Origin of the sequence: Terribium retamae, from assembly GCF_022347545.1 — a bacterium.
Taxonomy (GTDB): domain Bacteria; phylum Pseudomonadota; class Alphaproteobacteria; order Rhizobiales; family Rhizobiaceae; genus Mesorhizobium; species Mesorhizobium retamae.
Window position 1 is genome coordinate 56,532 of record NZ_JAKREW010000030.1, and the last position, 14,854, is coordinate 71,385.

A 14,854-nucleotide genomic window follows, 5' to 3' on the forward strand; every position below is an offset into this window, starting at 1 on the left:
GGGAGCGGGGAGCAACGACAGCAGGACGGCCAGATAAAAGGACCTCGCCAGATTCGCTCAAACCATTGACATGGCTTGGCTTTTGGCGTGCCGGTCGGTCGAGTCGCGTGCCGCTTTTTCTGATTTGTTTCGCGTTTTCAACGCTGTTTTCGGCACTGTGCCCGCTTGCCCTCTCTGAGGGGGCCTTCCCATGAGCGAGGGCGACAGCGAGTTCCGCGTCCGGCCTGGACGCATCAAATCCACCCGCGCCGGCAAGCCGAAGAGCTTCATCAACCAGGTGCTGCGGGCCGCAAAGAAGGCAGGCCACAGCTCAGGCGAGGTGCGAACAGCCAAGCGCGGGGCCAGCCGCGGTCTCTCGACCTTCGGCCGTGGACGAACCAGCTTCAGCCGCTCGCGCATCTTCAGCGCATCGCGCCGCGTCGTGGTGAAGGCGCGCGTCGTCCGCCACCAGGGCAAGTCGTTCCGCTCGGCGCCGCTCTCGGCCCATCTCGCCTACCTCAAACGCGAGGGCGTCAGCCGGGATGGGGAGAAGGGCGTGATGTTCGACGCGACGAACGAGCGCGCCGATGATCTTGCCTTCTCCGATCGCTGCAAGGATGACCGGCATCACTTCCGCTTCATCGTCTCGCCCGAGGATTCCGGCGAGATGACCGACCTGCGCGAATTCACCCGCGACCTCGCCAGCCAGATGGAATCCGATCTCGGCACCAAGCTCGACTGGGTCGCCGTCGATCACTGGAACACCGACAATCCCCATGTGCATCTCTTGGTGCGCGGCGTCGATCAGACCGGCGCCGATCTTGTGATCTCGCGCGATTATATCAGCCGCGGCCTGCGCTCGCGCGCCGAGGATCTGGTCTCGCTCGAACTCGGTCCCAAGCCCGAACACGAAATCCGCAACGCGCTGGAAAAGGAAGTCACCGCCGAACGCTGGACGCGGCTCGATGTCGAGATCCGCATCGCCGCCGACGAGACCGGCTTCATCGATCTGCGGCCGGAGGCATCCGGCAAGTCCGATCCATCGCTGCGCCGCCTGATGGTCGGCAGGCTCCAGCATCTGGAGAAAATGGGCCTCGCCGCTCAAGGCGCTCCCGGCGAGTGGACAGTCGGGCTGGAGGCCGAACGAACCCTGCGCGATCTCGGCATGCGCGGCGACATCATCAAGACCATGCACCGCGCCTTCACCGAGCGCGGACAGGATCGCGGCTTTAGCGACTATGCGATCGACAGCGCCAGCGCCGGCTCTCCGATCATCGGCCGCCTCGTCGATCGCGGCCTGCATGATGAGCTGACCGGCGAAGCTTACGCCGTGATCGACGGCACGGATGGCCGCGCCCATCATGTCCGTTTCCGCGGCATCGAAGCCTTCGAGCATTCCCCGCCCATCGGCGGCATCGTCGAGGTGCGCCGCTTCGGCGGCCCGGACGATCCCCGCCCGACACTGGCGCTCGCCAACCGATCAGACTTCGATCTCAACCGGCAGATCACGGCGCCGGGCGCGACCTGGCTCGATCATCGTCTGGTCGAGCGCGAGGCGATGCCCATGTCCATGGGCGGCTTCGGCGCGGAGGTGCGCGACGCCATGAAGGCGCGCGCCGAACATCTGGCCGAGGAAGGTCTGGCGCGGCGGCAGGGTCAACGCATCATCTTGCAGCGCGACCTCCTCAACACGCTCCGCCAGCGTGAGCTCGACAGCGTCGGCGCAAAGCTCCAGGCGGAGGCCGGCCTGCCGTTCCAGAAGGCGCAGGCAGGCGAGCATGTCGCCGGCGTCTATCGCCAGCGCGTGGCGCTCACCTCTGGCCGCTTCGCCATGATCGACAACGGATTGGGCTTCCAGCTCGTGCCCTGGACCCCGCCGCTCGAAAAGAAACTCGGCCAGCACATCGCCGGCGTCGCCAAGTCCGGCGGCGGCATCGAATGGAGCCTCGGCCGTCAGCGGGGGCTCGGCCTGTGACCACCACAATCCACAAGAAAGGACCCGTCTGATGTCCGCCACGAAAATCCTCTGGGGTCAGATCCTCACCGTCTTTCTGATCGTGCTGTTCACGACCTGGGGCGCAACGCAATATGTCGCCTGGAGCCTCGGGTTTCAGGCCCAACTCGGCACGCCCTGGTTCGTCCTCGGCGGGGTGCCCATCTACTACCCGCCCGCCATCTTCTGGTGGTGGTATTTCTTCGATGCCTATGCGCCCGACATTTTCGCCAAAGGCGGGATCATCGCCGCGTCCGGCGGCTTCATCGCCATCGCCGTCGCCATCGGCATGTCGGTCTGGCGCGCACGCGAACAGCAGAACATCGAGACCTACGGCTCGGCCCGTTGGGCGAAGCCACAGGAGGTCAAGGCCGCGGGTCTGCTCAACCCCGATGGCGTGGTGCTCGGCAAGCTCGATCGCGACTATCTTCGCCACGACGGACCAGAGCATGTCCTGTGCTTCGCGCCGACCCGATCCGGCAAGGGCGTCGGCCTCGTCGTCCCGACTCTGTTGACCTGGCCCGGCTCCGTCGTCGTCCACGACATCAAGGGCGAGAACTGGCAACTCACAGCCGGCTTCCGATCGCAGCATGGCCGGGTGCTGCTGTTCGATCCGACCAACCCGAAATCGGCGGCCTACAATCCGCTGCTCGAGGTGCGCCGCGGCGAATGGGAGGTTCGCGACGTCCAGAACGTCGCCGACGTGCTCGTCGATCCCGAAGGCTCGCTGGAGAAGCGCAATCACTGGGAAAAGACCAGCCACTCCCTGCTGGTCGGCGCGATCCTTCATGTCCTCTATGCCGAGAAGGACAAGACATTGGCCGGCGTCGCCGGATTCCTGTCCGACCCCAAGCGCCCGATCGAGACGACGCTGGCGGCAATGATGACCACACCGCATCTGGGCGAAACCGGTCCACATCCGGTCATTGCCTCGACCGCTCGCGAGCTCTTGAACAAATCCGACAACGAACGATCCGGCGTGCTCTCGACCGCCATGTCGTTCCTCGGCCTCTATCGCGATCCCGTCGTCGCCGAGGTGACGCGGCGCTGTGACTGGCGCATCGCCGACCTGATCGAGGACGAGCGACCAGCCACCCTCTATCTCGTGGTGCCTCCCTCGGACATCTCGCGCACCAAGCCGCTGATCCGTCTGGTGCTCAACCAGATCGGCCGGCGGCTTACCGAGGATCTGCATACCAAGGCGCGGCGCCATCGCGTGCTGATGATGCTCGACGAATTTCCGGCGCTTGGCCGTCTCGACTTCTTCGAGAGCGCGCTCGCCTTCATGGCCGGCTACGGCATGAAGGCATTCCTCATCGCCCAGTCGCTCAACCAGATCGAAAAGGCCTACGGCGCCAACAACTCGATCCTCGACAACTGCCATGTGCGCGTCAGCTTTGCCACCAACGACGAGCGGACCGCCAAGCGCGTGTCGGATGCGCTCGGTACAGCCACCGAGATGAAGGCGATGAAGAACTACGCCGGTCATCGTCTTTCACCCTGGCTCGGCCACCTGATGGTCTCGCGCTCGGAAACGGCACGACCACTGTTGACGCCTGGCGAGATCATGCAGCTACCGCCCAATGATGAAATCGTCATGCTGGCGGCCACCCCGCCGATCCGAGCCAACAAGGCGCGCTATTTTGAGGACAAGCGCTTCAACGAGCGTGTGCTGCCGCCGCCGGACCCGGCCAGGACCAGACGAACCACGCGAAAGGACGCCTGGACGGAACTGAAGCCGCAGGTGCCCGACGACGCCCTGCTGACCGAGATCCAGAAGGCGGAACAGGACGCCGCCAATAGCGGGTTGCGTCGGGAGCCGGAACTTCCCGATCACGTCGCCATCGTCAAGGAAACGACCGATCAGAACCCGTCCGAGGAATTCTCGGCTCTGCTCGATGACGAGCCGGAGGATGCAGCGCGCCAACGGCAGGCACTCCGCCGCCAGATGAGTGGCATCGCGCGCCAGGTCGCCTTGGACCCCAACGACAATATGGATCTTTGAGTCATGCGCGACCGGATGAATGTGTACTTTCCGCCCGACCTGCTACGCCAGATCGCCGATCTCGCCGACCGCAAGAAGATCTCGCGCTCGGCGATCGTCGAGGCGGCAGTCGCCTCCTTCCTGTCACCAGACGGCGCTGACAAGCGTGAGGCCGCGCTCACCCGCCGTCTCGACCGGCTGACGAGGCAGGTGCAGCGGCTGGAACGCGATCTCGGCGTCACGGCCGAAACGCTTGCCCTGTTCGTCCGATTCTGGCTGTCCGTCACGCCGCCGCTGACCGGCGAGGCGCAGGCTGCCGCTCAGGCCAAGGGCCGCGAACGGTACGAGGGCTTCATCGAGACGCTGGGCCGACGCCTGCAGAAGGGTCAGAACTTCCTGCGTGAGATCCCGGACGATGTTGCTGATGACGATCAGTCGCCAACGCCATCCGAAGACCAAGTCGCTCAGGAGTCCTAACATTTGCTACAAAATCGGCGACATTGAAAACTTGGCCGAATTTCTGTCACAAAAATCAGGCGCAAAAGTCCGAATTTCGCGCCTGATTTTTGCGACAATCTGCATGCGGGCCATTGGCCATGGCCATTGAGTTGATTATGACACTTTAACGACAGATGATGCGGCAACGCAGTTTGGAGGGTCATCGGAATGGGTGAGAAGCGAAAGAAGATTTACGAGGCGCTTGTGAATGGTGCGACGGAAGGTCATTCCGGCAGTGACCTCTATGATTTCGTGCAAAATCGCTGCCCAAAGACATCCGGTAAGAAGATCGTTCGTGCCTCACTTTTCGCGCTGACGGACCCGCATGTGACAGATCGCAACGTTCTAGATGTGATTTATGCGTTGGCGATAAAGCACCGAATGGACGAGGTTCGGCCCGGCGAAGATCATGACGATGATGATGACGTGAATGCGCCAGCTCCGTCGGTGGAAAAGACAAAGAAGAAAAAGACAACATCGATGGAAAGCGACGACGCTCGCGCTGAGACCTAACGGGTTCTTTAAACTCACGATTTCCGCGACAACATCAACATGAGTTATCTTTCAGACCGGAGCGGGCTGCTTGCTGCCCTGCTGCCGACGCGCTGGTTCGGCCTGGTGAAGATAGACAGCGAACGTGTCCCACGGCGGCGTCACGGAAAGCTGCCAGAGTATCCGGCCTACTTCGCCACGGTGATAGCCTCCGTGCAACGCTACATGGGTCAGCATCTCCTCGCGGGTCATGTAACCCTTGTCGCCATCGGTGAAGGTGAAGGCGACGGCCTCGGAGAGTGCAGCGGGAGAGGCCGTGCCAAGGTAGTCGAGGTACCATTGGTCAGAGGACGCGACGGCGGTCCTCAGCTCATCCAATATCGGGGTTTCTTCGAGGTTGTCGGATGTAAAGCCATGCGGAATGCCTTGCAGATGGCCGGCAAATATCCGCGAAACCACATAATAATGACTGATCAACCGAAGAGCGGTTTGTAGCTCTGTTGTATGTTTTTCGGGGTCAATCCTTTCCAGCGTATTGAATAAATCGACATTGGCCCAAGCGTGATAGTCGTAGAGCGTTTGGAGCAAGGTACTCATTGCCACCGATCCTTTCGAGGTTTAGAAATGTGAGCAAGTCGTTCACATTTTCTACGGGGATGGGTTTTTGTCTACTCGCATTGCTAAGCAGCAATCCGTGATGCGCAAGGAGCCGCGACAGGCCCGGTCCCGCGCAACAGTCGAAACGATTGTTCAGGCCGGTGCTCGCATTCTGAGCGATGAAGGATGGGTGGGGTTCACGACGAACAGGGTCGCGGAGCTGGCCGGCGTCAGCATCGGTTCCCTTTACCAATATTTCCCCGACAAGCTCTCTCTGGTCGATGCAATCCGCCACCGCCACCTCGATGACAGCATCGCGGTGATGCGAAGAATCCGCGCGGATGGGGTATCGCCGGCAGAGTTCGCGGCGCAACTGGTGCAGGCCGTGGTCGCAGCCCATAGCGTATATCCGGGCCTGCATCGTGTCCTGCTAGACGAAGCTCCCAGCTCTGAAGGGTATCGAAACCCCAGCAGCGCATTCGAGATTGAATATCTCTCCTACTACGCCGAGGCCGTCGCCACATACCGGAAGCGCCAGCCCAACCCGGCCGATCATGTCGCTGCCCGCGTGATTTCGGACGCGATTGATGGGGTGATCCATAATGCGGCGCGGCGTGGTGCCGTCGCCGACCCTGCGATGCAGAGGGAGCTAGTCCGCTTGATCACCCTATACCTCGGAGAGCCGGGCCAAATTCGCGAATCTTAGGCGTTCTGCAACACCGTTACCTCGACTGATGGTCGGCGGCGGCTGAGCAAAAACAGGATCAGAAGCGCGCCGGAAGAACATAGTATAGCGAGGCCAAGGAGGGCGGGGCTACCAAATCGGGTCAGCAAACCGATAAGGATCGGAGGTGATGCAGCCGAAATCAGATTGAGCGGTAGTGCGATGCGCGACGTTGCTTTGGCAAATTCGTCCTTGTCGTAAAACACCAAAGGGATCGTGGCTCGGGATACCGCCAGCGCGCCGCTGCCCAGGCCATAGATCAGGATGAAGCCGACGATGGTCCAATAGGTACCATCGCCCACGATGAGCAGCAGCATGGCGACAGGCAAGCCGATACCGGCGACGAGGCCGGTGGTGATCCCATCCCATCGACCGCCACCGACGAAATCCAGTCCCCGAGCACATACCTGGATGACGCCCAGCATCGCGCCGAAGGTAATCGCTTGGGACGTTGGTAGTCCCTTCGCCTGCAATAGTTCGATCAGCACGGCAGAAAACCCGAAGGTAACGAAGGCATTGAGCGCAATTGCTGTCACGATGAGAGCGAATGTGCCTTTGCGTGCAATAGTAGTCGGCCCAGTTGCCGGCTTTGACGGACTCACCGCCTCCCCTAGAGATGCCCTGCGCGGCAAGCCGAAGAAATAAAACGGGAGGCAAACCAGCACCATCATCGCCGCATAGGCGAGGCAGGTGCCACGCCAGCCAACCGCCTCAGAAATAAATGCGGTCGTCGGCCAAAAGACGCTGCTCGACAGCCCCGTCACCAACATGAGTGCGCCGATGGCGCTCTTGGCGCTCCGGCCAGCGACTTCATTGAGCATGATATAGGCAGCTGTGGTCAGCGTGGCGCTGCCGGCCGTGCCCAGGATCACCCAGGCGGCGAAATAAAGCATTGGTCCTGTTGAAACGGAAAGCAGCAAAAAGCCGGGCGGCGCGAGAATAGCCCCGGCCATCATTACGCGACGGGCACCGAACCGCATAAATCCCTTCGCCAGCACCGGAGCCCACAGGCCCATGACAACATACAGGACTGAACTGCCAGCGAAGACCGCCTCGATGTTCATATCAAGATCGGCGGCGATCTGCCTGCCGATGATTGCGGGAAGGCTGACCGTACCCCACCCGATGACCTGCGTCACGGCAAGGACAAAGAGGACACCGATGATTTTCCTGTCGGGTCCCGAGAACCGCATAGAGCCTGCCAATAACAATGAAAATTGCTGATTAGCAGGCTTCACATATCAAATGGATGACAGCTGTGTCGGGGCTCTATCGGATCAATGCTGGAAAAGTCAGGAGATTTGCGACAACTCGGCCGCTTTGTGCCAGCGGACGTAACTCATTCGACGTCACAAAGATCGCAAGGTAATATCGGATAGGGATGCTGTGGAGGGAAAGGCAGAGGATGAATCATTCCGATATACTTGGCCGCAGCATTGCCGACCCAGTTGTCAGGTCGTACCTGGCCCATCACGAGAAGCTGGACCCCATCGATTTTCGCACGAATGCGGAGATGGGATTTTTCGGTGGTTTTGATAGCGGTTTCGGTCTGCAGGTGGAAAGCCTTTCCGCATACATTGCCCAATTCGAAGAGGTACGGTCGAGAAGCCTGTCGGACGACGAGGAAAGGATCGTCGCTAGGCTGTCCTTTACCGGGCCGGATGCGATCAGGGCGGTGCAACGCGCCTATCTGTCGGCGCTGCCATTCGGTCTGACGTTCGGAGACAGCAGCGACGTCGTGGCCGAGAAGCTCGGGGCGGGTCCGTTTCGGGGAGGCAAGAGCAGCACGCTGCCGGAATATTCAGCCGCACGCTTCGATCACTCCCATGCTGTTGGCAATATGGTCGTGATCGCAAAATATGACGCGGGCTTGCTGCTGATGGCGGTTTATCTGATGCATGCCGACCGCACCATGCTCCAGGCCAAGCGCCGAACGGCGTCCCCGCCCAAGCAGAAGATCATAGCTGGCAATATCAATAAAGTCGAAGCATTGCGGGCTCAATTGCCGACGCCACGCTGGCGGGAGGCCATGGCCGAGGGAGACGAGCTTTTCAACGAGGCCGACATCGCCACGGCTGAAACGGCGCTGCATGGGTTCGTCGACACGGTGAAGGCCGCAACCAGCCAGCGGGATGCGCAGGCCATCCAGGCGGCGGTCAAAGACATCGTTCTTGCGATCAATGAGATCAACGGCAGAAGCGGGATGATCGAAACACTGGAGCGCGACGAACTTGGTGTCCTGATCGACGCGGTGGTAAGGGCGTCGGGCTTCAACCTCCCGGATGATGAAGATATTACCGCAGAATGGCGGGAGTGGTAACGGGAGCCGATGTCCGCAAAGGCCAACTGCGGACTTCCATTATTGTCGCAAATTTCCCGAATTTCGATTCGGTTCGCGTCTGATTTTTGCGACGTCGCAGAATAGACGTTCTGCGAAGTCTTTGATCGGCCTCTCGCAGTTCCGCCGGTCTCCTGTATTTGCACGCTACAGCCCTACTACGACAAAGACTTGTTGAACCAGCCCCATTTCGGGCTCTTTTAATTGTCCCCGATCCAGGGCCGGCTGAACGGTCCCTGGCCGCAAGGGGACGACATGGCGGCATCTCACCAGAAATCGGAGGCGATCACGCGCGGCGCGCGCATGCTGCGTACGGCCCTTGGACCGGCCATCGCTCGGTTTCTGGAGGACCCGTCGATTGTCGAGGTGATGCTCAATCCCGACGGCCGGCTCTGGATCGACCGCCTATCCGAGGGTCTCTCCGACACAGGTGAACGGCTGGCGCCCGCCGACGGTGAACGGATTGTTCGTCTGGTCGCCCATCACGTCGGCGCCGAAGTCCATGCAGGCAGCCCGCGTGTCTCGGCGGAACTGCCCGAGACGGGGGAACGGTTCGAGGGATTGCTGCCGCCCGTCGTTGCCGCTCCGGCTTTCGCCATCCGCAAGCCCGCCGTCGCGGTCTTTACCCTCGACGACTATGTAGCAGCCGGCATCATGTCGGCGGAGCAGGCCGAGATTCTACGCGCAGCAGTCGCCTCGCGCGCCAACATTCTCGTCGCCGGCGGCACCTCGACCGGCAAGACCACACTCACCAACGCGCTTCTCGCCGAGGTCTCGAAGACCACGGATCGCGTCGTCATCATCGAAGATACGCGCGAGCTGCAATGCACCGCGCCGAACCTCGTCGCCATGCGCACCAAGGACGGTGTCGCTTCACTCTCGGACCTTGTCCGCTCCTCGCTGCGTCTGCGGCCCGACCGCATCCCGATCGGCGAGGTGCGAGGCTCCGAAGCCCTCGATCTGCTGAAAGCCTGGGGCACCGGCCACCCCGGCGGCATCGGCACCATACACGCCGGCACCGGCATCGGGGCGCTGCGCCGCCTCGAACAACTCATCCAGGAAGCCGTCGTCACCGTCCCGCGCGCCCTGATCGCCGAGACGATCAACCTTGTCGCCGTTCTCACCGGACGTGGATCGCAACGCCGGCTGGCCGAACTCGCCAGCGTCGAGGGGCTCGGCCCAGGCGGCGACTACCGCATCACCCCAGCAACCCAAGCCCCCAACCCGACAGGAGACCCAACATGATCCGCTTTCTTTCACGCGGCTGCCAGCGCGTGTCGACGGCCGCCGCCGCCATCGCCATCAGCCTGATGCTGGCACCGGCCGCACACGCGTCTGGTTCGTCCATGCCCTGGGAAGCCCCGCTGCAATCCATCCTTCAGTCGATCGAAGGACCAGTCGCCAAGATCATCGCCGTCATCATCATCATCGTGACTGGCCTGACGCTGGCCTTCGGCGATACGTCGGGCGGCTTCCGCCGACTGATCCAGATCGTTTTTGGTCTCAGCATCGCATTCGCTGCCAGCTCATTCTTCCTGAGCTTCTTCAGCTTCGGCGGCGGGGTGCTCGTCTGATGGCGGGCCTCCTGCAACAGGTCGACGAGGTGCCGGGCTTCACCGTCGCGGTCCACAGGGCGCTGACCGAGCACATCCTGCTCGGCGGCGCCCCGCGCTCCATCGCGATCATGAACGGCACGCTGGCCGGCGCGGTCGGCCTGGGCCTGCGCCTCTGGCTCGTGGGTCTCGCCATCTGGGCGATCGGCCACTTCGCCGCGGTCTGGGCCGCCAAACGCGATCCGCTCTTCGTCGAAGTCGGCCGCCGGCACCTTCGCATCCCTGGTCATCTTTCGGTCTGAGGGAGCAGCAATCATGATGAACCTTGCCGAATATCGCCGCACCACCAGCCGCCTCGCGGATTTCCTCCCTTGGGTCGCTCTCGTTGGTCAGGGCGCCGTCCTTAACAAGGATGGCTCGTTCCAGCGCACCGCACGCTTCCGAGGTCCCGACCTCGACAGCGCCGTGGCGGCCGAACTGGTCGCCGTCGCCGGGCGTCTGAACAACGCTTTCCGCCGTCTCGGCTCCGGCTGGGCGATCTTCGTCGAGGCGCAGCGCCATGAAGCCTCGACCTATCCCGAAAGCCACTTTCCCGATCCTGCCTCAGCGCTGGTCGATGCCGAACGCAAGGCCGATTTCGAGGAAGCCAGCGCCCATTTCATTTCCAGCTATTTCCTGACCTTCACCTTTCTGCCGCCCGCCGAGGACGCGGCCCGCACGGAAGCCTGGCTCTATGAGGGTCGCGAGCGCGCCGGTGTCGATCCCCACGAAATCCTCCGGGCCTTCATCGACCGCACCGACAGGGTGCTCGCACTGCTTGATGGTTTCATGCCCGAATGCGGCTGGCTCGACGACGGCGAAACGCTGACCTACCTGCACTCGACCGTCTCAACGAAGCGTCATCGCGTGCGCGTGCCCGAGACGCCGATCTATCTGGACGCACTGCTCGCCGATCAGCCGCTTACCGGCGGGCTGGAGCCGCGTCTCGGCAATGCGCATCTGCGCATCCTCACCATAGTCGGCTTTCCGACCGCAACCACGCCCGGAATTCTCGACGAGCTCAATCGGCTCGCATTCCCCTATCGCTGGTCGACGCGGGCGATCCTCCTCGACAAGACCGATGCGACCAAGCTGCTGACGAAGATCAGACGGCAGTGGTTCGCCAAGCGCAAGTCGATCGGCGCGATCATCAAGGAGGTGATGACCAACGAGGCGTCCGCCCTCGTGGATACCGATGCCGCCAACAAGGCCGCCGACGCGGATCTCGCTCTTCAGGAACTCGGCGCCGACTATGCCGGGCAGGCCTATGTGACGGCGACCATCACGGTCTGGGACGCAGATCCCCGTGTCGCCGACGAGAAGCTGCGGCTGGTCGAGAAGGTCATCCAGGGCCGCGACTTCACGGCGATGCTAGAGACCATCAATGCGGTGGACGCCTGGCTCGGCTCGCTGCCGGGCCATGTCTACGCCAACGTCCGCCAACCGCCGATTTCCACCCTCAATCTCGCCCACATGATCCCGCTCTCCGCGGTGTGGGCGGGGCCGGAACGGGACGAGCACTTGCGCGCGCCCGCCTTGCTCTACGGCAAGACCGAGGGAAGCACCCCGTTCCGGTTTTCCCTTCATGTCGGCGATGTCGGCCACACGCTGGTCGTCGGCCCGACCGGTGCGGGAAAGTCCGTTCTGCTTGCGCTCATGGCCTTGCAGTTCCGCCGCTACGAAAACTCCCAGGTCTTCGCCTTCGACTTCGGCGGGTCCATTCGGGCCGCGGCGCTCGCCATGGGCGGCGACTGGCACGATCTTGGCGGCGACCTGACCGAGGGCGCCGAGTTTTCCGTCTCGCTCCAACCGCTCGCCCGCGTTCATGACGTGCCCGAGCGGGCCTGGGCCGCGGACTGGCTCGTCGCCATCCTGATGCGCGAGGGCATCCAGATCACCCCCGAGGTGAAGGAACATCTCTGGTCGGCCCTGACCTCACTGGCTTCCGCGCCGGTCGAGGAACGGACCATCACCGGCCTCTGCGTCCTCCTGCAATCGAACGATCTGAAGCAAGCGCTCCGGTCCTATTGCGTCGGCGGTCCCTATGGCCGGCTGCTCGACGCCGAGACCGAACATCTGGGCCACGGCTCGGTGCAAGCCTTCGAGATCGAGGGCCTTGTCGGCACGGGTGCCGCGCCAGCCGTGCTCGCCTATCTCTTCCATCGCATCGGCGATCGGCTCGACGGCTCGCCCACCTTGCTCATCATCGACGAGGGCTGGCTCGCGCTCGATGATGAAGGCTTCGCGGGGCAGCTCCGCGAATGGCTGAAGACACTGCGCAAGAAAAACGCCAGCGTCATCTTCGCCACGCAGTCACTCAGCGACATCGATGGCAGCGCCATTGCGCCGGCCATCATCGAAAGCTGCCCGACGCGGCTGCTGCTGCCGAACGAACGCGCGATCGAGCCTCAGATCACGGCAATCTATCGCCGGTTCGGATTGAACGATCGCCAGATCGAGATCCTCGCGCGGGCAACGCCGAAGCGCGATTATTACTGCCAGTCACGACGCGGCAACCGCCTGTTCGATCTGGGTCTCTCCGACGTCGGGCTGGCCCTCACGGCCGCATCCTCGAAATCCGACCAGGCGGCCATCGCCCGCGTCTTCGCCGAACACGGCCGGGACGGCTTCCTCGACGCATGGCTGCGCCTGCGCGGCGTGGAATGGGCCGCCGATCTCATCCCCGATCTCTCCAACCACATCCCCCATGCCACCAAGGAGGCAAAGTCATGATCATCCGTCATTCCCGTTCGCGTGCCGTGTTGCTGGCCGCGTCGATCCTGTCCATGCCGCTGGCGGTATCGCCGATCCTGACGACGCCAGCTCATGCCCTCATCGTTTATGACCCCTCCAACTATGCGCAGAACGTGCTCACCGCCGCACGCACCCTGGAGCAGATCAACAACCAGATCGTCCAGCTCCAGAACGAAGCGCAGATGCTCATCAACCAGGCCCGCAATCTCGCGAGCCTGCCGCATTCCTCGCTCCAGCAGCTCCAGCAGAGTGTTCAGCGCACGCAGCAGCTCCTGAGCCAGGCGCAAAACATCGCTTTCGACGTCCAGAACATCGATCAGATGTTTCAGCAGCAATACGGCAACGTCTCGCTGTCGACCACGGACCAGCAGCTCGTCACCGACGCCCGTTCGCGCTGGCAAAACACTGTGGGCGGACTGCAGGACGCCATGCGCGTCCAGGCCGGCGTGGTCGGCAACATCGATACGAATCGTGCCGAAATGGCGACGCTGGTCGGCCAGAGCCAGGGCGCCACGGGTGCGCTTCAGGCGACGCAAGCCGGCAACCAGCTCCTCGCCCTCCAGTCGCAGCAGCTCTCCGATCTGGTCGCGCTGCTCTCGGCCAACGGCCGTGCGGGAGCGCTGACCGAAGCCGAGCGTGCTGCTGCGGCCGAACAGGGGCGCGAGCAACGGCGCCGCTTCCTGACGCCCGGCTCCGGCTACCAGCCGGGCAATGCGCAAATGTTCAACAACGGCAATTGAGGGCGAGAGCATGGACGGCAAGATGCTGGCCCGGCTGGGCGCCGTCGTCTTCGTCGCCGTTGCAATCACGGCGACGGCGATCGAAATGACCCGAAAGGAGGAGGCTCCCGGAACGGAGCCCATGCGCCTCATAGAGCCCGCGCGCAATCCGCTGCGCGAGGGACAACGCCGGTGCCAGCAGCTGGGGCAGAGAGCGGCCAACGATCCTGACTGCCTGCGCGTCTGGGCCGAAGCCCGCGACCGCTTTCTTGGCCGCACGCCGCAGGCAACCCCACCGGCTCCGAACGGGGGGAAATAGACGATGGGCGGCACCGGCGTCATCGACAATTTCCTTGGGGTCTTTACCCGCTACATCGACTCCGGCTTCGGCCTGCTCGGCGGTGAAGTCGCCTTCATCGCCACCACGCTGATCGTCATTGATGTGACGCTCGCAACACTCTTCTGGTCCTGGGGAGCCGACGACGACATCATCGCGCGCCTCGTGAAGAAGACGCTGTTTGTCGGCGTCTTCGCCTACATCATCGGCAACTGGAACAATCTGGCGAAGATCGTCTTCGAGAGCTTTGCCGGCCTCGGTTTGAAAGGCTCCGGCACCAGCTTCACGGTCCAGGACCTCCTTCGTCCCGGCAAGGTCGCTCAGACCGGCCTCGACGCCGCCCGACCCTTGCTCGATTCCATCTCCGACCTGATGGGCTGGGTCGCCTTCTTCGAGAACTTCATCCAGATCGCCTGCCTGCTCTTCGCCTGGGCGCTGGTGCTGCTCGCCTTCTTCATTCTGGCTGTGCAGCTCTTCGTGACGCTCATCGAATTCAAGCTGACGACGCTCGCGGGTTTTGTGCTGATCCCCTTCGGCCTGTTCGGCAAGACGGCCTTCATGGCCGAACGGGTGCTGGGCAACGTGATTTCTTCCGGCATCAAGGTTTTGGTGCTCGCCGTCGTCATCGGCATCGGCTCAACCCTATTCTCCCAGTTCACCGCTGGTTTCGGCGGTCAGACGCCGTCCATCGATGATGCCATGGCCGTCGTTCTGGCCGCGCTCTCGCTGCTCGGCCTCGGTATTTTCGGCCCCGGCATCGCCAACGGTCTCGTGTCTGGTGGCCCGCAACTGGGTGCTGGCGCTGCCGTCGGCACCGGCCTTGCCGTCGGCGGTGCAGCCCTCGCTG

General features: G+C 62.7%; 15 protein-coding genes. 13 read left to right on the forward strand and 2 right to left on the reverse strand.

Translation table 11 applies throughout. The annotated features are described in order from the left end of the window. Positions 1–190: 190 nt before the first annotated feature. The 4 genes from L4923_RS22810 (at position 191) to L4923_RS22825 (ending at position 4,967) form a co-directional block, all read left to right on the forward strand. On the forward strand, positions 191–1,954 hold the full coding sequence (locus tag L4923_RS22810; RefSeq protein ID WP_239369395.1) for a relaxase/mobilization nuclease domain-containing protein: 1,764 nt from the start codon (positions 191–193) through the stop codon (positions 1,952–1,954). 31 nt (positions 1,955–1,985) lie between these two features. Then, complete coding sequence (locus L4923_RS22815) at positions 1,986–3,977, forward strand: conjugal transfer protein TraG (RefSeq protein ID WP_239369396.1); 1,992 nt, start codon at positions 1,986–1,988, stop codon at positions 3,975–3,977. A gap of 3 nt (positions 3,978–3,980) precedes the next feature. Beyond that, a complete protein-coding gene (locus tag L4923_RS22820; RefSeq protein WP_239369397.1) occupies positions 3,981–4,433 on the forward strand; it encodes a CopG family transcriptional regulator in 453 nt (150 codons plus the stop codon). A gap of 189 nt (positions 4,434–4,622) precedes the next feature. Further along, positions 4,623–4,967: a hypothetical protein gene (locus tag L4923_RS22825; protein WP_239369398.1), complete on the forward strand. Its 345-nt coding sequence runs from the start codon at positions 4,623–4,625 to the stop codon at positions 4,965–4,967. Positions 4,968–5,018: 51 nt separating this feature from the next. Here L4923_RS22825 and L4923_RS22830 read toward each other — a convergent pair whose 3' ends face one another. Further along, positions 5,019–5,543 carry a DinB family protein gene (locus L4923_RS22830; RefSeq protein WP_239369399.1) on the reverse strand — a complete coding sequence of 175 codons (525 nt, stop codon included), beginning with the start codon at positions 5,541–5,543 and terminating at the stop codon, positions 5,019–5,021. 67 nt (positions 5,544–5,610) lie between these two features. Between L4923_RS22830 and L4923_RS22835 the strand changes: the two genes are divergently transcribed. Beyond that, on the forward strand, positions 5,611–6,249 hold the full coding sequence (locus L4923_RS22835) for a TetR/AcrR family transcriptional regulator (protein ID WP_343303943.1): 639 nt from the start codon (positions 5,611–5,613) through the stop codon (positions 6,247–6,249). Here the strand turns inward: L4923_RS22835 and L4923_RS22840 are convergent. Then, positions 6,246–7,460 carry an MFS transporter gene (locus L4923_RS22840; RefSeq protein WP_239369411.1) on the reverse strand — a complete coding sequence of 405 codons (1,215 nt, stop codon included), beginning with the start codon at positions 7,458–7,460 and terminating at the stop codon, positions 6,246–6,248. The two genes, L4923_RS22835 and L4923_RS22840, sit on opposite strands and share 4 nt — an antisense overlap. Before the next feature lie 188 nt (positions 7,461–7,648). On the opposite strand from L4923_RS22840, the gene L4923_RS22845 reads away from it, so the two are divergent. The 8 genes from L4923_RS22845 to trbL form a co-directional block, all read left to right on the forward strand. Next, entirely contained in the window at positions 7,649–8,587 is a 939-nt protein-coding gene (locus L4923_RS22845; RefSeq protein ID WP_239369400.1) for a hypothetical protein, read from the forward strand. A gap of 273 nt (positions 8,588–8,860) precedes the next feature. Then, positions 8,861–9,850 carry a P-type conjugative transfer ATPase TrbB gene (gene trbB / locus L4923_RS22850; protein ID WP_239369401.1) on the forward strand — a complete coding sequence of 330 codons (990 nt, stop codon included), beginning with the start codon at positions 8,861–8,863 and terminating at the stop codon, positions 9,848–9,850. Further along, complete coding sequence (locus L4923_RS22855) at positions 9,847–10,179, forward strand: TrbC/VirB2 family type IV secretion system protein (protein WP_239369402.1); 333 nt, start codon at positions 9,847–9,849, stop codon at positions 10,177–10,179. Before trbB ends, L4923_RS22855 begins: the two co-directional genes overlap by 4 nt. Next, positions 10,179–10,460, forward strand: a complete 282-nt coding sequence (locus tag L4923_RS22860) for a VirB3 family type IV secretion system protein (protein ID WP_239369403.1) — start codon at positions 10,179–10,181, stop codon at positions 10,458–10,460. The genes L4923_RS22855 and L4923_RS22860 overlap by 1 nt, the downstream gene beginning before the upstream one ends. Positions 10,461–10,473: 13 nt before the next feature. Next, the gene (gene trbE, locus L4923_RS22865; RefSeq protein ID WP_239369404.1) at positions 10,474–12,930 is read left to right on the forward strand and encodes a conjugal transfer protein TrbE; all 2,457 of its coding nucleotides are present in this window, start codon (positions 10,474–10,476) and stop codon (positions 12,928–12,930) included. Beyond that, positions 12,927–13,691, forward strand: coding sequence for a P-type conjugative transfer protein TrbJ (trbJ, locus tag L4923_RS22870; RefSeq protein WP_239369405.1), 765 nt, complete (start codon positions 12,927–12,929; stop codon positions 13,689–13,691). The genes trbE and trbJ overlap by 4 nt, the downstream gene beginning before the upstream one ends. Positions 13,692–13,701: 10 nt before the next feature. After that, positions 13,702–13,989: a putative entry exclusion protein TrbK-alt gene (gene trbK-alt, locus L4923_RS22875; RefSeq protein ID WP_239369406.1), complete on the forward strand. Its 288-nt coding sequence runs from the start codon at positions 13,702–13,704 to the stop codon at positions 13,987–13,989. 3 nt (positions 13,990–13,992) lie between these two features. Then, a partial coding sequence (gene trbL, locus L4923_RS22880; protein ID WP_239369407.1) for a P-type conjugative transfer protein TrbL occupies positions 13,993–14,854 on the forward strand: 862 nt, incomplete at its 3' end.